This window comes from Pontixanthobacter aestiaquae (assembly GCF_009827455.1).
Lineage (GTDB): Bacteria > Pseudomonadota > Alphaproteobacteria > Sphingomonadales > Sphingomonadaceae > Pontixanthobacter > Pontixanthobacter aestiaquae.
The window spans coordinates 1,291,985-1,310,165 of sequence record NZ_WTYZ01000001.1; the positions used below are offsets into that span (position 1 = coordinate 1,291,985).

At 57.2% G+C, this 18,181-nt stretch carries 19 protein-coding genes; 9 read left to right on the forward strand and 10 right to left on the reverse strand.

Features of this window, described 5'->3' with window-relative positions:
• Positions 1-63 precede the first annotated feature (63 nt).
• Positions 64-501, forward strand: coding sequence for a MarR family winged helix-turn-helix transcriptional regulator (locus GRI35_RS06045; protein ID WP_160613329.1), 438 nt, complete (start codon positions 64-66; stop codon positions 499-501).
• 103 nt (positions 502-604) lie between these two features.
• On the opposite strand, the gene GRI35_RS06050 is transcribed toward GRI35_RS06045, so the two are convergent.
• The 7 genes from GRI35_RS06050 to GRI35_RS06080 form a co-directional block, all read right to left on the reverse strand.
• On the reverse strand, positions 605-1,612 hold the full coding sequence (locus GRI35_RS06050; RefSeq protein WP_160613330.1) for a type II secretion system F family protein: 1,008 nt from the start codon (positions 1,610-1,612) through the stop codon (positions 605-607).
• A gap of 17 nt (positions 1,613-1,629) precedes the next feature.
• On the reverse strand, positions 1,630-2,601 hold the full coding sequence (locus tag GRI35_RS06055; RefSeq protein ID WP_160613331.1) for a type II secretion system F family protein: 972 nt from the start codon (positions 2,599-2,601) through the stop codon (positions 1,630-1,632).
• 99 nt (positions 2,602-2,700) lie between these two features.
• The gene (locus GRI35_RS06060; RefSeq protein WP_160613332.1) at positions 2,701-3,984 is read right to left on the reverse strand and encodes a pilus assembly protein CpaE; all 1,284 of its coding nucleotides are present in this window, start codon (positions 3,982-3,984) and stop codon (positions 2,701-2,703) included.
• A 3-nt stretch (positions 3,985-3,987) separates the two neighbouring features.
• Positions 3,988-4,638 carry a CpaD family pilus assembly protein gene (locus tag GRI35_RS06065; protein ID WP_407985044.1) on the reverse strand — a complete coding sequence of 217 codons (651 nt, stop codon included), beginning with the start codon at positions 4,636-4,638 and terminating at the stop codon, positions 3,988-3,990.
• An 11-nt stretch (positions 4,639-4,649) separates the two neighbouring features.
• Entirely contained in the window at positions 4,650-6,269 is a 1,620-nt protein-coding gene (locus tag GRI35_RS06070) for a type II and III secretion system protein family protein (protein ID WP_235900146.1), read from the reverse strand.
• Positions 6,270-6,325: 56 nt separating this feature from the next.
• Positions 6,326-7,435, reverse strand: a complete 1,110-nt coding sequence (gene cpaB / locus GRI35_RS06075; protein ID WP_160613334.1) for a Flp pilus assembly protein CpaB — start codon at positions 7,433-7,435, stop codon at positions 6,326-6,328.
• 86 nt (positions 7,436-7,521) lie between these two features.
• Positions 7,522-8,013 carry an A24 family peptidase gene (locus GRI35_RS06080; protein ID WP_160613335.1) on the reverse strand — a complete coding sequence of 164 codons (492 nt, stop codon included), beginning with the start codon at positions 8,011-8,013 and terminating at the stop codon, positions 7,522-7,524.
• Between the two features lie 104 nt (positions 8,014-8,117).
• On the opposite strand from GRI35_RS06080, the gene GRI35_RS06085 reads away from it, so the two are divergent.
• The 3 genes from GRI35_RS06085 to GRI35_RS06095 all read left to right on the forward strand — a co-directional run bounded on the left by GRI35_RS06085 (position 8,118) and on the right by GRI35_RS06095 (position 10,439).
• Complete coding sequence (locus GRI35_RS06085; RefSeq protein WP_160613336.1) at positions 8,118-9,095, forward strand: alpha/beta fold hydrolase; 978 nt, start codon at positions 8,118-8,120, stop codon at positions 9,093-9,095.
• The gene (locus GRI35_RS06090; protein WP_290258925.1) at positions 9,092-10,192 is read left to right on the forward strand and encodes an NAD(P)/FAD-dependent oxidoreductase; all 1,101 of its coding nucleotides are present in this window, start codon (positions 9,092-9,094) and stop codon (positions 10,190-10,192) included. The genes GRI35_RS06085 and GRI35_RS06090 overlap by 4 nt, the downstream gene beginning before the upstream one ends.
• Before the next feature lie 70 nt (positions 10,193-10,262).
• Positions 10,263-10,439, forward strand: coding sequence for a YegP family protein (locus tag GRI35_RS06095; protein ID WP_160613337.1), 177 nt, complete (start codon positions 10,263-10,265; stop codon positions 10,437-10,439).
• Between the two features lie 56 nt (positions 10,440-10,495).
• On the opposite strand, the gene rnhA is transcribed toward GRI35_RS06095, so the two are convergent.
• From rnhA to ispH, 3 genes are read right to left on the reverse strand one after another with little or no spacing between them, the layout of a single operon-like run.
• Positions 10,496-10,930 carry a ribonuclease HI gene (gene rnhA, locus GRI35_RS06100; RefSeq protein ID WP_160613338.1) on the reverse strand — a complete coding sequence of 145 codons (435 nt, stop codon included), beginning with the start codon at positions 10,928-10,930 and terminating at the stop codon, positions 10,496-10,498.
• Between the two features lie 18 nt (positions 10,931-10,948).
• The gene (gene thrB / locus GRI35_RS06105) at positions 10,949-11,932 is read right to left on the reverse strand and encodes a homoserine kinase (RefSeq protein ID WP_160613339.1); all 984 of its coding nucleotides are present in this window, start codon (positions 11,930-11,932) and stop codon (positions 10,949-10,951) included.
• Between the two features lie 13 nt (positions 11,933-11,945).
• Positions 11,946-12,920 carry a 4-hydroxy-3-methylbut-2-enyl diphosphate reductase gene (gene ispH, locus GRI35_RS06110; protein WP_160613340.1) on the reverse strand — a complete coding sequence of 325 codons (975 nt, stop codon included), beginning with the start codon at positions 12,918-12,920 and terminating at the stop codon, positions 11,946-11,948.
• A gap of 100 nt (positions 12,921-13,020) precedes the next feature.
• On the opposite strand from ispH, the gene GRI35_RS06115 reads away from it, so the two are divergent.
• The 5 genes from GRI35_RS06115 (at position 13,021) to GRI35_RS06135 (ending at position 18,180) form a co-directional block, all read left to right on the forward strand.
• Positions 13,021-13,671: a hypothetical protein gene (locus GRI35_RS06115; protein WP_160613341.1), complete on the forward strand. Its 651-nt coding sequence runs from the start codon at positions 13,021-13,023 to the stop codon at positions 13,669-13,671.
• Between the two features lie 97 nt (positions 13,672-13,768).
• Positions 13,769-15,517, forward strand: coding sequence for an arginine--tRNA ligase (gene argS, locus GRI35_RS06120; RefSeq protein WP_160614783.1), 1,749 nt, complete (start codon positions 13,769-13,771; stop codon positions 15,515-15,517).
• Positions 15,517-16,209: an SPOR domain-containing protein gene (locus GRI35_RS06125; protein WP_235900147.1), complete on the forward strand. Its 693-nt coding sequence runs from the start codon at positions 15,517-15,519 to the stop codon at positions 16,207-16,209. The genes argS and GRI35_RS06125 overlap by 1 nt, the downstream gene beginning before the upstream one ends.
• Positions 16,210-16,318: 109 nt before the next feature.
• Positions 16,319-17,338, forward strand: a complete 1,020-nt coding sequence (gene nagZ / locus GRI35_RS06130) for a beta-N-acetylhexosaminidase (protein ID WP_160613342.1) — start codon at positions 16,319-16,321, stop codon at positions 17,336-17,338.
• Positions 17,339-17,391: 53 nt separating this feature from the next.
• Complete coding sequence (locus GRI35_RS06135; RefSeq protein WP_160614785.1) at positions 17,392-18,180, forward strand: segregation and condensation protein A; 789 nt, start codon at positions 17,392-17,394, stop codon at positions 18,178-18,180.
• Position 18,181 lies beyond the last annotated feature (1 nt).

The following is an 18,181-nucleotide window of genomic DNA, read 5'->3' on the forward strand; positions in this document are numbered from 1 at the left end:
TCTCATATATCTTGGCTATTCGCACACTTGCCAAGCGAAACGGTTTCATTAGAAACCTTTCGAATGAGCGACACGCCCTTTCATCTGACGGATTTCCTGCCGTATCAATTGTCAGTTGCATCCAACGCGGTCAGCAACCGGATTGCGGCAGCCTATCACGATGCGTTCGGTCTGAAAGTGACCGAGTGGCGTGTGATGGCGATGCTGGGCGATGCGGGCGGATTGACTCAGCGCGAGCTGACCGAGAAGACGCTGATGGATAAGGTCGCGGTCAACCGCGCCTGCAAAATGCTTGAGGCGCGCGAACTAGCGGTGCGTATCCCCAATCAGCAGGACGGCCGCTCCCACCATCTCGAATTGACCGAGGCCGGGGCGGAAATGCACGCTAAGATCGTGCCGATGGCGCGCGAGATTGAGCGAACTCTGCTGGCCTCGATGAGCGATGAGCAGCAGGCAATGTTCCGCGATTTGCTCGATCAAGTTCGCAAGCAAGCCGAATAATCTGCGAGAGCACGAAATCGGCCCCGAAGCGGTAAAGCTTCGAGGCCGAACTCGGTGTTTGGTAGGACCTCTCGGTCCGGGTTTTTACAAGGAAATCCCGTTTTTAGCTGGGAGTTCCGTCTGCAAAGGCGTCGCTGATCGAGCAGGCTGCGGGGCCCAAGATCACGACAAAAAGCACAGGCAGAATGAACAAAATCAGCGGAATGGTCATAATCGCCGGGAGACGCGCAGCTTTCTCCTCAGCGCGCATCATCCGCTCATTACGGAACTCTGCCGAAAGAACTCGCAGGGCTGATGCCAGCGGCGTACCATAGCGCTCTGTTTGCACCATAGTGGTGACCACGCCGCGAACAGATTCCAGATCGACCCGGTATGCGAGGTTGTCGAACGCCATTTTCCGGTCTGTGAGGAACGACAATTCAATTGCGGTAAGAGCAAATTCGTCGCCCAATTCCGGATAGGCACGGCCCAGTTCTTTGGCCACGCGGTTGAAAGCGGCATCGACTGTCAGACCAGCCTCGGCGCAAATAACCAGAAGGTCGAGCGCGTCAGGCAGACCCTTGCGGATCAGATCGGTCCGTTTCTTGGACTTGTTCGACAGATATATCTCGGGCCCTTTATAGCCTGCAAAAAGCATAGCCGAGAACGCACCAAGCCGTTTCATGCTGCCCCATTCGGGGAAGTAGTCGATAACATAAATAAGCAGGAAGCCTAGACCGCCCAAGATGATCGGTGCAACCAGACGCAAAGCGATGACAACAACAGCCAGTTCCTTGTTGCGGTAGCCGGCGTGCGCCAGCTTCTGCTGAATGATTGCGACCTGGCTTTCTTGGAGGACTTTCATCCCCTGCAGCCGGTCCTTCATCTTTTCCGTCTGATCGGTTTTGCGAACCAAGCTGGCGCGTTTTTTACCGCTTGAGGTTACAATGCCGGCCTTCAGTTCGTCGCGCCGTGCATTGAGTGCTTTGACGCGTTTCGCCATCGGATCTTTGACCGTTACTGCGGCATAGATCGCCAGCACCACTGCAAGAGCGGCGACACCTGCGAGGATGGTCCCGACGAGAATAACGTCGAAACCGAGCAGAGTGGGTCCTGATGGTTGGTTGAGCATGTTCTATCTATCCCCGCTCAGATCTCGAAATTGACCATTTTGGCCATAATGAAGGCACCGATGGACATCCACAGCATGCCGCCGAGACCGATCGCGATCAGGCGATCATCGCTGAAGAAACCGCCGAGATACCCGGGGTTGATCCACCAGATCATACCGAACACGATGAATGGCAATGCACCAACGATATAGGCGGACGCCTTCGACTCAGAGCTCATCGCTTTGATCTTCAGCTTCATTTGCATGCGTTTACGCAACACGTCGGACAGGTTGGACAGTGTCTCCGCCAAGTTACCGCCCGTCTCGCGTTGGATGGCCAGCGTGATGCAGAAGAAGTTAAATTCGGGAATTCCCAAGCGGTCAGCCGTATCTTGAAGCGATTCTTCCATAGTCCGGCCGATCTTGATCCGCTCGACAATGCCTTTGAATTCCTCGCCGACAGGGCCGGGCAGTTCCTGCGCGACAACTGACAAAGTCTCGGTCACTGGCAAGCCGGAACGCAGGCCGCGAACCAGCAATTCGATCGCGTCCGGGAATTTGGCATTAAACTGGGCTGTGCGGCGTTTAATGAAGAAGTTCACCACCATGTGCGGCAGGCCCAGCCCGACGACCGCGCCTATACCCAGCGACATCATTGCTGCGCCCGAGCGCAAATACATCAGCACGGCTACTGCCAGCGCCAGACCTAAAGACGAGTAGAAATACTGTGACAAAGTCCAGCTTTTGCCTGTCCGATCAAGCCGGATGGCGAGGGCATCGATCCGCGAGCCCGAGCCAGCAACTTTGTGGCGCATCGGCTTGCGGTTGGCGATGGCCTTTTTGAACTGCGATTCCACTTTCGTATCGGTATTTTCCGAGTGACGAAAACGGAGCGATTCTAACCGGCGCTGACCTTCTTTTGCGGCAGATGGTCCGGCGAACAACGTGTAGCCGATCACCATCAGGGCCATGAGCCCGCCTGCAATTAGCAGGAGCTGAAGAATATCCATGCTCTTGATCTGCCTTTCTTACGTCGCGCGGGCCGGTGGCTCGCAAAAGTTTCAGGGTGGCTGCGACCCGGTTACAGGTCACAGCCGCTCAAAGGTGCATCACGCCGTTTCAGGCTCTGCCTTTTTGCTTTTCTTCTTTGGAAGAAGTGCTTTGAGATCGAAGCTACCGAGAAGCGATTTCTTGGCTGGCTCTCCGCCGTCAACTTCTTCATCGACTACACCGAGAATGCGTTCCGCAAGCTGTTTAACGACCCCAGTGGCTTTCGCCGACTTGTTGGCATCAACAAACGTCTGGCCGAGCTTCGCAGCGTTAGCTGCGGCTTTGTTGTCAAACGGGACGGTAAAGTCGATTTTGCGTTCAATAGAGGCTTCAAAATCGGATTTACTGATTTCCGCCGTACCAGGCTGAACTTTGTTTGCCACGATGATCGGCGTTGCGTGTTCGGCGTTGGTTTTCAGCCAAGACAGGATACGGATCGTATCACGCGCCGACGCTAGTGTCATTTCGGTGGTTAAGACCACGACATTGACGTCTGCCAATAGATGCGGGAAATTGATCAGCATATTGCGCGGAAGATCAATCATCGTCATTTCGAACGCTTGACGGAATTCTTCCTCAAGCTGCAGGAACGCTGATCCATCAGTCATCAGCGGCGAATTGATCGGCGCTTCTGCCGACAGGATCGCCAGGTTGTCGTTCGCACGGATCATCGCGCGTTCGATAAACAGCCCGTCAATCCGGCTGGGATTATCGATTGCGTCAGTCAGGCCGCGGCCCGGCTCCAGATCAAGCGCCAAAGCGCCGGTGCCGAAGTGGACATCAAGGTCCAGCAAGGCGGTTGGCAATTCGTGCTCGTCGCTGAACAACCAGGCGAGCGAAGTCGCCAGCATTGATGCACCGACACCGCCGCGTGTTCCCACGACAGCTGTCGAAATGTGGCGCTTGGCCGCTTCAGGATCGCTAGCACGCGGTGAAGAAAACACAGCCTGAGCCTGATTCAAAGAATCGCGCAGCTGGCCGGCTGATAATGGCTTCAACAGATAATCATGTATGCCGCTTGCAAGCAGGTCGCGATACAGACGAACATCGTTCACCTGACCAACTGCAATCACGACCGTGCCAGGTTCACAAACCTCTGCCAGTGCATTGATATCGTTCAGCGGATCACCGCTTTCCGACAGATCGACCATCAGAATATTCGGGCTTGCTGCGACCGAAAGCGATTGAACAGCATTGCGAAGTCCGCCTTTGGCGCATTTCTCAGGCTGCCAGCCCATTTCGATGACCACCGGGCGCAGAGCGTCCAGAGCGGCTTCATCGCAGATGAAAGCGGCGAAAGGATCGCGGTTACCCGCAGCGCCTTGTTTCCATGGAGCGTTCATAACTTATCCTCCTCCTCCGGTTGCCCCTTCGGCAAGACCACCTTCACCGGTTGGTGCCTGGTTGCGATAACTGTCGATGGCTTTGTTGGAGGTGGACACGACGGTTTCGCCGGTGCCTTCCTGGCCCTTGATCAGATCTTCCGGATTGGCGACCATCGCAGCTATGTTACTGTTGGTGGCACAGCCATAACCCGGGCTGGTCGCGTTGTTGTAGTTCATGTCCGACTTGGCCGACCAGTCAGGGCAGCCCGGGACATAGGCGTTGGACCGCGTAATCACGATACGGACATTGCCAGGATCGACATAGCCTGCAGTAACAGGCGCACCCTGATTGATCAGAATACCATGACGGCTAGCCAGCTTGGATACGGCTTCGCGCGTGGCGTTGCTAGACATTGGATCGTCGATCGAGACACGGTCGCCATAGCGTAGGTCCATCGCTTCGAACCAACCCGACAAACGCTGCTGTTCCGGGATCGAAAGACCGCCAGCACCAGCACGAACGTCAAGTGTATAATTGGTCCGTTCAATAACCGGCTGCTTAACGCTGTCAAGGCTACGATTGGTCGGCATACCGCCACAAGCACCGAGCGTAAGCCCGATAGAAAGGGCGAGTACGCCAGCTAGTTTGCGAGTATTTGCAATAGGCATCATCTTCACCTTTCTCACTTGAGGCTGAAGCCGGGAACTGCAGCAGCTTTGGCACTGCGTTCGCTGTTCCGGTTCTTGTCATTTTTATCTGCACGCTTCGGGTTTGACGGCTCGTCCGATGGCAGCACAGCTGCCGGATCGATCCGCGAAACTTCTGGCGGAGGAGCGTCTTTGTCGCGCGCAGTTGGCACGGGACGCGCGCCGCCGGTCACACCATCATTCTCGCGGTAACCAAGGAAGCTTTGCGCTTCTGTGGCCGCGCGGAATGCATCGGTCGGGAGTTTAATGTCGTTTGCGTTCACGGGTTTGACCAAATAGGGCGTCACCACGATCACAAGTTCGGTTTCACCGCGGCGGAACGATTTGGAACGGAACAGATTGCCAAGGATCGGAACGTCGCCGACGCCCGGTGCCTTGTCGATTGAGTTCTGCGCATTGTTGCTCATCAGACCGGCGATCATGAAGCTCTGGCCGGAACCGAGTTCGATAGTCGTTTCTGCCCGGCGGATGGTCAGTGCAGGGATCTGGAAGCCGTTCAGGGTAACCGCACCCTGGCTCGACAACTCTGAAACTTCCGGACGGACGCGCATCGAGATGCGGCCATTGGCGAGAACAGTCGGCGTGTAGGACAGGCTGACACCGAATTTACGATATTCGACGGCGGTCGCGCCCAGACCCTGTGAAATCGGGATAGGGAACTCGCCGCCCGCGAGGAATTCTGCAGTTTCACCCGAAAGCGCGGTCAGGTTTGGTTGCGACAACGTCGTTACCAGACCGCTACGCTCTGCAAGATCAAGTGCGCCGAGCAGGTTCAGGCCGAGGAAGCGGCCAAAGCCAGCAATCGTAGCGCCACTGCTTGTCGTGTCGACACCCGGGCCGGTAATTGTCTCGACCTGGCCGGTCAACGGGTTGAACACTTGGGTCGCGGGGTTCGCAACTCCGGGGCCAACGCCAAGCGGTCCAGCAGTGCTGAATTCGCCAGTCGCGAGAGTACGGCCGTTACCGATACCAAACTTCACGCCATTCCCTCCGTCAATCGATGACAGATTGCCGCCAATTTCACGAACCAGAGAACGGCTGACTTCTGCGAACTTCACTTGCAGATTGACCTGCAACGGGGTCGCCATTTTCAGACGGCTAATGACATTTGCGTCTTCGCCAACGAAGGCTTCGACAAGACGTTCTGCCTCGGCAGCATCTTCGGGAGCAGCCACAATCCCGGTCAGAAGAACGGTGTTGGTGCCCATCGTTGCCACATTGATCTTCGCGTCAGGCATAGCCAGCGTGAGCATTTGATCGACCGTGCCGATGTTCGAACCCACGCGGATATTGGCCGACCATACGATATCGCCACCAGCGTTGCTGGCGTAAATTGTCGTTTCGCCGCCAGCTTTGCCGAATACGTACAGCTGACGTTGCGACTTGATCTGGACATCGGCGATGCCGTCATTGGCGATGAAAACATCAGCCATGGAGCCCGGTACGGTGACCAGCTTGCCGCTACCGATCGACAGGACGATGTCCTGCGACGGACGTGCGACTGACTGTGCATTCGCCGTATCAGCCGGAATACCGACTAAGGGCGCCAAGGCCATTCCAGCCATCAGCAATGTTGCAGTAAGGCGGCGTTTCATTGGCTTGCCCCTAGGTTGAGTGTCGAGAATAGTGGTTGTGCTTTTCATGTCGGACCTCACTGCACCATGCCGCCTGCAACGGGGATGCCCGATGCATTGCTGGATATGCTTTGTTGGGTCTGTTCGACCATGGCACCTGCGTTGCTGCTGACAGCGCGGCCATTGCCCACTGGAACTTCGGTAGTGTTCTTGCCGCGGGTGACGCGCACTGACGGACCACGATTTACCGGACCGGTATTGGCACCGGCTGGCACACCCATACGGGGTGGTGCAGGCGGAGTGTTGTCTGCTTTCTTCGGTACGCTGGAGCGCTGGAAGCGCGAGACATCACCGCCGGTTACGAAAGTAGTGGCTTTGTCGTTTGGACGGGCCATGGCCTTGCGCAGAAGAGCTTCTTCCTCTTCCGGCGTTGCATCGTCCGGCACCTTGACGTCACCCGAAGCAATAGCTTGCTCAAGCTCGCCCTGGTTGTCGGCAATCGAACGCAGCGACAGGCTGAGCGTACCGATTGTTTGCGACACAGCTACTTTTTCTGCGATCCGCGGAGTAACTTCCAGAGTAACGGTACGGAATGCCCGAACCACTGTCTTACCGGATTCGGTTGTTTCCTGCGTGGTCGATTGGTCGGTCGCAAGAACGCGCAGGTTGCGAAGAATGGTTTCCGAAGCCTGCAATGGCTCGCCTTCACCGCCTTTAACGGTTTGGGTCAGGACAAGGTCAACACGGTCACCCGGGAAGACAAAGCCGCCAACGCCGGTTTTTGCCGACACTGGAACGGTCACAGCGCGCATGCCAGGGCCGAGGGCCGCAGCAAGGAAGCCGCGATCACCGGGCTTGACCAACGAACCTTGTGTGACGGGCTCACCCGCAGTGATCTGGTGGCGGACAACCGTACCCAGCAATTGGGTGACGTCCGATTCACCGTCGATGAAATAGGCATCTTGCAGAAGCTCTTCGGGCCACATCTGATAGCTGATCGAGTCAGCAGTGATGATCGTACCGACTGCGAGCCCGCGTTGCGCGACCAGAACCTTTGGTCCTTGCGGCTCCGGCGCGGCCTGTGCTTCAGGAGCCGACGCTCCCGCGAACATGCTCCGTGCTGCGAGTGCAGTACCGATCGCAATGATCAGTGCTCCGAGCAACAGAACCAGCTTTTTCCTGTCCATGGCTAATCTAGCCCCCTATTTCGCCCGACGGGATTGCGGGCATTCGTTGAAAGTCGTCGTTACGGCCTGAATGGTTAAAATCAGGTTCACCCGACGCCGATTGCCTGAGAGGCGCTCGGATAATAATGTACTGAAAGGATCCACAGACCGGCGGTGGAGATCGCCACTCCATATGGGATAGCCAGCCGTTCTTTTTGGCGGCGCATCACATGCCAGCCGCCCATCACGATGGTCAGCAGGCCGCCGACCAGTGCCATGATAACGAGCAATTCGAGAAACCAGCTTGGCTGGATCCACAGCGCGAGCGCTGTGATAAGTTTTACGTCACCGCCGCCCATTGCGCGCAACGCGAATAATCCGGCAAGAACAACGAAGGCGGCGAGCGCGACGCCCAACTGAATGGCGACGCCCGGCCACAGCGATAATCCACTCGCCCACCAGAAAAGAGGGGCGCCCAGCGCGATACCGGCGTTCAGCCAATTGTCGATTTGGCGATGACGGATATCAGTAAATGCCGCGATGAGCAGCGCGATTGCCAATGCAACCAGCAGTCCGTATTGGAAATATTCGCCCAGCATATTGCCCCCAAAGGTAACCTTCGGGCACCGGTGCTACAGACGAGTGCTTACCAAATAGTAACCAAACCCAGGAGGATGGTATTAGCCAACCACAAACAGCCGGCGTGAACCCTGATCCACCAGAGGATGCGTTCAACCGGCGCGCCATTCCCGCCGTAGCTGTCGAGACCACGTGGTCGGCGAGCGATGGCCATGAGATACGCCGGATCGATTGGCCCGGAGCGGGCACAGGCGTTAGTGAAGCCTCACGTGGATCAATCCTGTTCTTCCCGGGGCGCGGTGACAATTACGAGAAATATCTGGAAGCGCTTCATCAATGGCATGAGGCGGGCTGGAAAGTGACCGCCGCCGATTGGCGCGGGCAAGCGGGGTCGGGCCGCTTGGGAGGCGATGCGATCACTGGCCATATCGAAGATTATTCGGTCTGGATCGATGATCTGGCAGCGTTCTGGAATGATTGGACTGCCTCCACACCCGGGCCGCATATATTGTCCGGCCACTCGATGGGCGGCCATCTGGTGTTGCGCGGTTTGGTAGAGAAGCGAGTGGCACCCGATGCGATGTTCCTTTCCGCACCGATGCTCGGTTTCTTCGGGAATATCCTGCCGCGGTCATTCATGCACGGGGCAACCAAACTGATCAAGCGGCTGCGCGGTGACACGACGCAAGCGTGGAAATGGAGCGAGAAGCCCGGTGAGATACCGGTAGGTCGGATCAACCTGCTGACTCACGACAAGGAACGCTACGAAGACGAATTGTGGTGGCGCGAAAATCGCCCTGAGTTGGTGATGGGACCGGGTAGCTGGGGCTGGGTCGAACGCGGTTACGCCTCGATGGGAGCATTGTTTGCGCCTGGCGTCTTGGAAGCGGTCGAAACACCGGTGCTGCTTATCGGCACGTCGAATGACAAGCTGGTCGATATGAAAGCGATTAAAGAAGCAGCGGAGCGGCTACCAAACGGCGAATTGCTCGCCTTCGGTAAAGAAGCGCACCACGAAATTCTGCGCGAGGTTGATGCGGTTCGTGATCGCGCCATGAACGGCATTGCCGAGTTTTTGGACAGGACTGCGCCCAAGACGTGAGCGAGACGCGTTACGATTTTGCGATTGTCGGGGCAGGGATGGCAGGGGCCAGCCTTGCTGCCGAGCTTGCGCCGTATGCCAGCGTTGTGATGCTCGAGGCCGAGGACCAGCCGGGCTATCATGCGACCGGGCGTTCAGCGGCTTTTTGGGATGAATGTTATGGCGGCCCCGATATTGTTCCCCTGACGCTGGCATCCGGCGCGTTTCTTCGAGAGCATGATTTGCTGACGCAGCGCGGCGCACTCCATATTGCCCGGCGTGAAGACAAGCCCAAAGTTGACCAGTTCTTTGCTGAATTTGCCGATACCGGCGCGACGATCGAGCGTCTGGGCCGCGATCGGATGATCGAGAAATTGCCGGGCATTCGTGCGGAGTGGGTCGATGCAGTGTGGGAACCGGCTTGCAGCGATATTGATGTTGGTGCGCTGCATGCGCTTTATTTGACGCGGGCGAAGAAAACCGGTGCCGATCTTGCCGTCAGTCGCAGGGTCATAAAAGCCAATCAACAAGGCGATGGGTGGTACCTGCTATCTGCCGATGGTCGTGAATTCCGCGCAGCCAAACTCATTAATGCGGCGGGCGCCTGGGCCGATGAACTTGCTGATATGGCTGGCTGTGACAAATTGGGGATCACCCCTTATCGCCGCACAGTCGTGCAATTGCGGACCAATCCGGTTCCTTCGCCGAAACAGCCTCTGGTGCTGGATATCTCGGGACATTTCTACTTCAAGCCGGAATCCGGCCGCCTCTGGCTCAGCCCACATGATGAGGAGCCATCCCCAGCCTGTGATGCAGCGCCGGAAGAACTCGCCGTCGCTGCTGCAATCGACCGGCTGCAGAAGGTCGTAGATATTGAAGTTGAGCGGGTCGAAACCAAATGGGCAGGGCTGCGCAGCTTCGCGGCTGATCGTCTGCCGGTCTATGGCGTCGACGCGCGCAATACGGATTTCTTCTGGTTCGCTGGGCAGGGCGGGTTCGGGATACAAACCGCACCAGCCGCAGCCAAGCTTGCCGCGTCGATGCTGCTCGAACGGCCAATCCCAGCGACGCTGGCTGCGATAGATGTAACAAGATATTCACCTGCGCGTTTCGGGTAGCGCGGTGGGTAGATTTTCCTGCCCGAGCCTTTAGGGTAGCCCCCACGATAACACGTAAGGAGAATGCTCGATGGGTCACCATTTCGAAATCTACAAGGACAAAGCCGGAGAATTCCGCGTTCGTTTCAAATACAACTCGGAAATCATGTTCTCGACCGAGGGCTATTCGTCCAAGTCGAGCGCTCAGAACGCGATCGACTCGATCAAGAAGAACGGTCCCGGGGCTGATGTGGTCGATAATTCGTAAATCGGCGAAAGCGAAGATCGAACAAGGGCGCGGCTATTGGCTGCGCCCTTTTTGTATCAGCGAACCGAATCCGCCTGATCGCTCGCCAACTTATCCACGCGCTCATTGTCCGGATGGCCCGAATGCCCCTTTACCCAATGCCAATGCATTGTGTGCGGTTCTGAGGCAGCGATCAGCTCGTGCCACAAATCTTCGTTGCGAACGGGTTTCTTGCTGGCGTTCTTCCAGCCGCGTTTCTTCCAGCCGTGGACCCATTTGGTGATCCCATCGAGCACATATTTACTGTCCGAATGCAGATCGACTTCGCAGGGTTCGGTGAGCGCTTCCAGCGCCCTGATCGCGGCTGTCAGTTCCATTCGGTTATTGGTTGTTTCCGGATCGGAGCCTGACAGCTCTTTCTCGTGCTCACCCAGCCGTAATAAAACGCCCCAGCCGCCCGGGCCGGGATTGCCTTTGCAGGCACCATCAGTGAAGATTTCGACGCGTTTCATTCTGTGCTGCTTGCCTGTCTATGTCAGCGGTGCAAAGGCTTGTGCGCCCAGTGCGTCGTAGTGACGCAATCGTCTGACGTAATCCATCGGGTTTTTGCGCATCACCAGCGCCTCTGCCGGTGTGTTGATCCAGTCATAGCTACGCGTGGCAATAAACCGCATCGCCGCGCCTTTGGCGAGCAAAGGTAGCGCGGCTCTTTCTTCGTCGTTGAGTGTTCGCTTCGATGCATATCCCTTTAGCAATGCTGCCGAAATATCGGGCCGGAATTCGCTGCCATCGGCAGAGAAGCACCATGCGGTATGTGCGACCGCCAAATCATAAGCGAGAAAATCGGTGCAGGCGAAGTAGAAATCGATCAGCCCGCTTACCGTATTGCCGAGCACCAGCACGTTGTCAGGAAACAGATCGGCATGGATTGTGCCGATTGGCAGGTCCTCTGGCCAACGCTGAAGCAGCGCGGGAAGGTGGGCACCAATGCTGTCAGCCAATTTCTCGCTGATTCCAGCGATCGCCTCCATCCCACATTTATCAAACAGGTCCCTCCAATCGGGTGGGCGCAAATCGTTGGTCCGGGTCATTGTGAAGTCGTCTGCTGCGAGCTGGATCTGCGCCAGCGCTGCGCCCACCTCGAACGCTTGTTCGGCAGTCGGATGGCCGATCGACACACCCTGCAGAAATTCAATCAGGGCAACCGCCTTGCCGTCGAGATCGCGATAAGCGTTGCCTTGGCGGTCGTGGATCGTCGCTGGAACTGGACAGCCTCTCGCGGCAAGATGATCCAGCAGATTAAGGAAGAATGGCAATTGTTCGATGTCGATGCGGTATTCGTACATCGTCAGAATAAACCGCGCGCCCTCTCCATCTTTACCGGTCGTTTCGATGAGCCAGTTGCTGTTGGAAATCCCTTCGGCAATGCCTTTCGCGGAAACCAGCTTGCCAACATCATATTCGGCAATCAGCTCCTCGAGCGTTTCGGCGCTGAGATGGGTGTAGACGGCCATGCTGGGTAAGGCCTTACTGGGTGAGTTGGCGCGGGAGTTTGAAGACCATTTTTTCTTCGGTCGTGACCAAAGTATGCTCTTCGACCTCGCGCCATTCGGCGATCTTATCAACCACTTCGCGAACCAGTTCTTCGGGCGCGGAAGCACCTGCGGTTAGGCCGAGTGTACCCACACCCTCGAGCCAGGTCGGATCAATATCCGCTGCGCGCCGGATCAGTTTGGCGTTAGTCCCGCATTTTTCCGACACTTCGACCAGCCGCAGCGAGTTTGAACTGTTGCCTGCACCGATCACCAGAACCAGATCGCTGCCCGGTGCGATCTGCTTGACCGCGGCCTGACGGTTCGAGGTTGCATAGCAAATGTCTTCGGCCTTGGGCCCGACGATATGAGGAAATTTCGTTCTCAGTGCATCGACAATCTCGGCAGTGTCATCGACCGAAAGCGTAGTTTGCGTCAAAAATGCAAGCGCGTCGTCCTCGGCAAAATCCAAAGCCTCGACGTCTTCAACGGTTTCGACCAGCGTCATTGTACCTTCGGGCACTTGACCCATGGTTCCGATCACTTCCGGGTGGCCCTTATGGCCGACGAATACGATGTGTCGATCCGCTTCCAATTGGCGTTCGGCCTGACGATGAACTTTGCTGACCAGAGGGCACGTCGCATCAAGATAGTCTAGCCCGCGCCTGTCGGCTTCTTCCGGGACCGCTTTAGGCACGCCGTGCGCGCTGAATACAACCGGCGCATTGTCGGGTACTTCATCCAGCTCCTCCACAAAGATCGCGCCTTTCTGGCGCAGCCCATCGACGACATATTTGTTGTGGACGATCTCGTGCCGGACATAGACTGGAGCGCCATAGCGTTCGAGTGCGCGCTCGACGATCTCGATTGCCCGGTCAACGCCTGCGCAAAAACCCCTCGGGGCCGCGATCAACAGCGTTATTGGCGGCTTCTCTGCCGCAGAATGTGAAGGTTGCAAGGGAGCATTCATATCCCGCCCTCTAGCGCTTTGCTGCACGGGCCGCTAGGGCCGCAACCGGCGAAAATGGCAATGACGCCTAGCCAATGTGAATTTGAAGGATTTATTCCGCATGAAACTCCGTCGTCCGATTATTTCTGTTGTCGTTCTGGCCGCAGCGCTTGCTGGGTGCACGCGCGAGGGTGAGTTGGTCGTTAGCCAAGGTGTCGGAGTTACCGCAGTGCGGACCGCATGCCCCGCTGTCGGTATTCCAGACTATACGGGCGACGTTACGACATTTCGGACCGCTAATGCCGTCACAGCCGACCAGATTGACGTAGTAGCCGCGATTACAAATCTGCGCAGCAGTTGCAACGAGACCGGCGAGAATGTGTATTCGGAAGCGAAGTTTGATGTGCTGGCTCGCCGCACCGATACCCGCGGTGCGCGGCAGGTTCAGTTGCCTTATTTCTCTACCGTTCTGCAGGGTGGTTCGGCAGTGCAGGCCAAGCGGGTGGGCACCATTACGCTCAACTTCGCCGATGGACAGGAACGCGCGCAAGCGACCGGTACAGCCGGTGCTTTTGTAAACCGCGCAGCCGCAACATTGCCGGACGACATTAAAGAACGCATCACGCGCAGGCGAAAAGCGGGCGACCCTGATGCGGCGCTCGATCCGCTGGCTGATCCGGTCGTCCGCGCAGCATTGAACCGTGCGACATTCGAATTGCTGGTCGGTTTCCAGCTAAGCGAGAACCAATTGGCGTATAACGTCACCCGTTAATTCCCGCGTGAAACCTGCTTGTGGCGTGGCCTGTTACAGGCTCGCTCGCCCTTGCGATTCTGGCCAATTCGGCTAGGCGCGCGGCATGTCTGAAGCGATGTCCACAATGAACACTCTCCATGCCGCATTCGCGGCTAAAGTCGACGCTGTCTTGAGCGCACTGGAAGCGGAAGGCGCATTGCCGCCGCAAACACCGCGCGCCAATGTCACCGTCGAGCCGCCCCGCGATCCCAGCCATGGCGATTTGGCGACCAACGCTGCGATGGTTCTGGCAAAGCATGCCAAGACCAATCCGCGCGCGCTGGCTGAGCAGATTGTCGAGAAACTCTCTGCCGACCCTGACATTGTCGAAGCGACAATTGCTGGCCCAGGCTTCATCAATTTGCGGCTGTCCGATCTCGCTTGGCAAAACGAGCTGGTGGCCATCGGCGATTTGGCTGACGATTACGGCAAGTCGGACATGGGTAGGGACACGACAGTGAATGTCGAATATGTCTCCGCCAACCCGACCGGCCCTATGCATATGGGTCATTGCCGGGGTGCCGTTGTTGGTGACGCTTTGGCCTCGCTGCTCGAATTTGCCGGGCACAAGGTTGTCCGCGAATATTATGTCAACGATGCCGGCAGCCAGGTCGACACGCTCGCGCGCTCGGCGCATCTGCGCTACCGTGAGGCACTTGGCGACGATATCGGAGCGATCCCCCAAGGACTCTATCCCGGTGACTATCTGGTCCCGGTCGGCAAGGCGCTGGCGGACGAGCTCGGCGACCGGTTCAAGGATGCGCCTGAGAGCGAGTGGTTGGTCCTGTTCCGCGAAAAAGCTGTGGCGGCGATGATCGAAATGATCAAATCCGACCTTGCTCTGATGGGCATCCATCACGATCTGTTTGCGTCCGAAGCGACTCTTCAGGCGGAAGGCAAACCAGAGGCAGCGGAAGCATGGCTGCGGTCGCATGATCTGGTTTATGACGGTGTGCTCGAAGCACCTAAAGGCAAAGCACCGCCCGAAGATTGGGAGCCGGTTGAGCTACCGCTATTCCGCTCAACCAAATTCGGTGATGATCAGGACCGGCCGATTAAGAAATCGGACGGCAAATGGACCTATTTCGGGGCCGATCTCGCTTATCATATGCAGAAGGCTGAGAAGGCCGATGCGCTTATCGATATTTGGGGCGCGGATCACGCGGGTACCGTCAAGCGGATCAAAGCTGCTGTTGCCGCTCTGGCTGAAGGCGAAGGCAAGACGATCCCGTTCGACGTTAAGCTGGTTCAGATGGTCGCGCTGATGCGCGACGGTGAACCGCTAAAAATGTCCAAACGCTCAGGCAATTTCATTACCCTGGCTGAAATGGTCGATGAGGTTGGTAAGGACGTCGTCCGCTTTACCATGCTGACCCGTAAGCCCGAAGCGCAGATGGAATTTGACTTCGCCAAAGTTGTCGAAGCGTCGAAGGATAATCCGGTCTTCTATGTGCAATATGCGCATGCGCGGATCAGTTCGATTCTTCGCAAGGGGGCAGCGGAAGGATTTGCCCCATCAGCCGACGGCATTGCGCTGCTGGGTGAGGAAGAACTCGGCCTCGTTAAGCAGGCGGCACAGTTCCCGCGGATCGTGGAGGCCGCTGCTCAAGCGCGCGAGCCGCACCGGATTGCATTCTTCCTCTACGATCTTGCTGGGGCGTTTCATGCGTATTGGAATTTGGGCAATGACAAGCCTGAAAAGCGGTTCATCGTGGCACAGGAAGCTGAATTGAGCGGGGCAAGGCTTTTCCTTGCTGCGCAGATCGGGCAAGTTATTCGAAATGGATTGGCTTTGCTTGGGGTTGAAGCCGTCGAGGAGATGTAATGATGATGGTCCCACAGAATGGCCACGAGAACGACCACGACGACGCGGTCGAGACAGAGGAACTCTCTCTGGTTGAGGAGGAAGAGTCGCTACCGTGGCTCGAATCCGATTATGACGAGGAAGATGAAGGCTTTGATTCGACCCGATTTATCGGGTTTGTGCTGCTATCTGTGGCGGTGCTCGCGCTGCTGATTGGCGCCGTATGGTTCTTCAGTAATCGCGGTCCCGATCCTGAACTGGTTGCTGACGGCAGCACTATTGAAGCGCCAGAAGGCCCGACTAAAGAACGCCCCGAAGATGCTGGCGGAAAAACTTTCGCCGGGACCGGCAATGTTGCGCCGCAAGTCGGCGAGGGTCTGTCGCGCGAAGCGCGTTTGGCGCAGGGCAACGCTCCCAAGCCTAGCATCGATGCAGCAACGCCCGAAAATCAGGCAGCTTCGAGCGAAGGATCGGATGGCTCAGTTGGTGTCCAGGTCGGCGCATTTGGCACCAAAGCAGGCGCAACGCAGGCTTGGAGCACATTAACCGGGCAAACGCAGGCTTTGAAAGACTTCAAATACCGCGTTGTCGAGGGGCAAGTCGATGGCGGGACAGTGTTCCGCTTACAGGCTGTCGCGGGTGATGCTGCCGCTGCACGGCAGCTCTGCAACGCCTTAAAAGCCGATGGGATCGCCTGTCAGGTGAAGAACTAGGCAAAGCTATTCGGTTTGGGGCTGTTTCGCCGTGACACAGCCCTGATTTTCCACACTGCTTAGCGTTATCGTGCTTGCCTATAGGGCGCGAGGCTGCGACTTTCTTTCTATGACACCCGCAATTTTCGGCATCGCCGGAGCAACCTTGACCGACAACGAGCGCGCCTTCTTTCAGGAGGTGGATCCAGCGGGCTATATTCTGTTTGGCCGGAACTGCGAAACGCCGGAACAATTGCGCGCGCTGACTGACTCTTTACGCGAAATTCACGGGCGCGACCGCTTGCTAGTTTCGATTGACCAAGAGGGTGGCAGAGTGGCGCGTTTGCGGCCGCCATTATGGTCACCATTCCCCGCAGGTGAAGCATTCGATACATTGTACCAGATTGCGCCCGCCAGTGCGATTGAAGCGGCGCGGCTCAATGCCCACGCGATGGGGCTGGAATTGGCCGAAATGGGTATTTCGGTTGATTATCACCCGCCGCTGGACGTCCGGCAGGCGGGAGCACATGATGTGATCGGTGACCGCGCTTTGGGCAGTGAACCGATGCAGGTCGCTGCAATTGGTCGGGCTATCCTCGACGGGCTGGCGAAGGCTGGTGTGGCGGGCTGTATCAAGCATATGCCCGGACATGGTCGCAGCATGTGCGATACGCATAAGGAAATGCCGACAGTCACAGTCACTGATGAAGAGTTGGAATGGGATATAGCCCCGTTCCGGACGCTGTCGCACGCGCCCATCGGAATGACCGGACACTTGTTGTTCACGGCATGGGACGTAGTGCAACCGGCGACGCTATCGCCCTACATTATCGAAGAAATCATCAGGAAGCGGATCGGCTTTGACGGCCTGCTGCTGACCGATGATATCGATATGCAGGCGCTGGATGGTACCGTACCTGAGAGGTCCGTGAAAGCGATCGCCGCTGGCTGCGATGTAGTGCTCAATTGTTGGGCCAAGATCGACGACATGACAGAAACTGTGAAGCGGCTTCCGGCGATGTCTGCGACAACGTCTGAGCGGCTGGAAAATGCGCTGAAAGTCGCAGATAGTTGGGAGGAGGGCGGCGATAAAGCTGAACTTCACGCCAATCGCGATGCGTTGCTTGCCATCACAGGAGTTGCCGCATGAGCGAGACGACTGAAGAACAAAAGCAATCTGAAGGCCAAGATCAGCGCAGCCTGATGTTTACCGATGCTGCGACCGGGTCCGATTCGGACTGGATTGCACCTACTACTGCCGAGACCAAAGACGTCGCGCTTTATCTCGAGCTCGACGGGTGGGAAGGGCCGCTTGATCTGCTGCTTGATCTAGCGCGGCGTCAAAAGGTCGATCTGCGCGCGATTTCGATCCTGTCGCTGGTTGATCAATATCTCGACTATATCGAAAAGGCAGAGGCTCTGAAGCTGGAGTTGGCGGCGGATTATCTGGTGATGGCAGCGTGGCTTGCCTATCTGAAATCCTCGATGCTTCTACCGAAGGAAGAGCAGGAAGATCCAAGCCCCGAAGAATTGGCGCTGAAACTGCAGCTGCGCCTGCAACGCCTCGGCGCAATGCGCGAGTCGGCGGCGCGTCTGATGGCGGGCGACCGGATTGGCCGCGACGTGTTTTTACGCGGTGCGCCGGAAGGCCTGCGGATTGACCGCACAACGCAGTGGCGCTGTGAGATGTATGGACTAATCCAGGCCTATGGTCAGGTTAAAGCACGGACGGCTCCCGCGATCCATATGGTCCGCGAACGCCCTGTAATGACGCTGGAAAGCGCGCTCGACCGGGTGTCCAATATGCTCGGCGTAACACTCGAATGGATGCGGTTGGAAGAGTTTTTGCCGCCGCACGCCGAGCCGCGTTTGCGTCGATCTGCACTGGCATCCAGTTTTGTCGCCGCTTTGGAATTGGCGCGTATGGGCAAGGCGGAAATAGCGCAGGATGAAATCTTTGGCCCGATGCGACTAAGGCGGATGCGCGCATGAG

Excerpts from the sequence above, each read along its gene's own strand:
- GRI35_RS06045 (WP_160613329.1), top strand. The coding sequence starts at position 64 with ATGAGCGACACGCCCTTTCATCTGACGGATTTCCTGCCGTATCAATTG.
- GRI35_RS06050 (WP_160613330.1), bottom strand. The coding sequence starts at position 1,612 with ATGCTCAACCAACCATCAGGACCCACTCTGCTCGGTTTCGACGTTATT.
- GRI35_RS06055 (WP_160613331.1), bottom strand. The coding sequence starts at position 2,601 with ATGGATATTCTTCAGCTCCTGCTAATTGCAGGCGGGCTCATGGCCCTG.
- GRI35_RS06060 (WP_160613332.1), bottom strand. The coding sequence starts at position 3,984 with ATGAACGCTCCATGGAAACAAGGCGCTGCGGGTAACCGCGATCCTTTC.
- GRI35_RS06065 (WP_407985044.1), bottom strand. The coding sequence starts at position 4,638 with ATGATGCCTATTGCAAATACTCGCAAACTAGCTGGCGTACTCGCCCTT.
- GRI35_RS06070 (WP_235900146.1), bottom strand. The coding sequence starts at position 6,269 with ATGAAACGCCGCCTTACTGCAACATTGCTGATGGCTGGAATGGCCTTG.
- cpaB (WP_160613334.1), bottom strand. The coding sequence starts at position 7,435 with ATGGACAGGAAAAAGCTGGTTCTGTTGCTCGGAGCACTGATCATTGCG.
- GRI35_RS06080 (WP_160613335.1), bottom strand. The coding sequence starts at position 8,013 with ATGCTGGGCGAATATTTCCAATACGGACTGCTGGTTGCATTGGCAATC.
- GRI35_RS06095 (WP_160613337.1), top strand. The coding sequence starts at position 10,263 with ATGGGTCACCATTTCGAAATCTACAAGGACAAAGCCGGAGAATTCCGC.
- rnhA (WP_160613338.1), bottom strand. The coding sequence starts at position 10,930 with ATGAAACGCGTCGAAATCTTCACTGATGGTGCCTGCAAAGGCAATCCC.
- thrB (WP_160613339.1), bottom strand. The coding sequence starts at position 11,932 with ATGGCCGTCTACACCCATCTCAGCGCCGAAACGCTCGAGGAGCTGATT.
- ispH (WP_160613340.1), bottom strand. The coding sequence starts at position 12,920 with ATGAATGCTCCCTTGCAACCTTCACATTCTGCGGCAGAGAAGCCGCCA.
- GRI35_RS06115 (WP_160613341.1), top strand. The coding sequence starts at position 13,021 with ATGAAACTCCGTCGTCCGATTATTTCTGTTGTCGTTCTGGCCGCAGCG.
- argS (WP_160614783.1), top strand. The coding sequence starts at position 13,769 with ATGTCCACAATGAACACTCTCCATGCCGCATTCGCGGCTAAAGTCGAC.
- GRI35_RS06125 (WP_235900147.1), top strand. The coding sequence starts at position 15,517 with ATGATGATGGTCCCACAGAATGGCCACGAGAACGACCACGACGACGCG.
- nagZ (WP_160613342.1), top strand. The coding sequence starts at position 16,319 with ATGACACCCGCAATTTTCGGCATCGCCGGAGCAACCTTGACCGACAAC.
- GRI35_RS06135 (WP_160614785.1), top strand. The coding sequence starts at position 17,392 with ATGTTTACCGATGCTGCGACCGGGTCCGATTCGGACTGGATTGCACCT.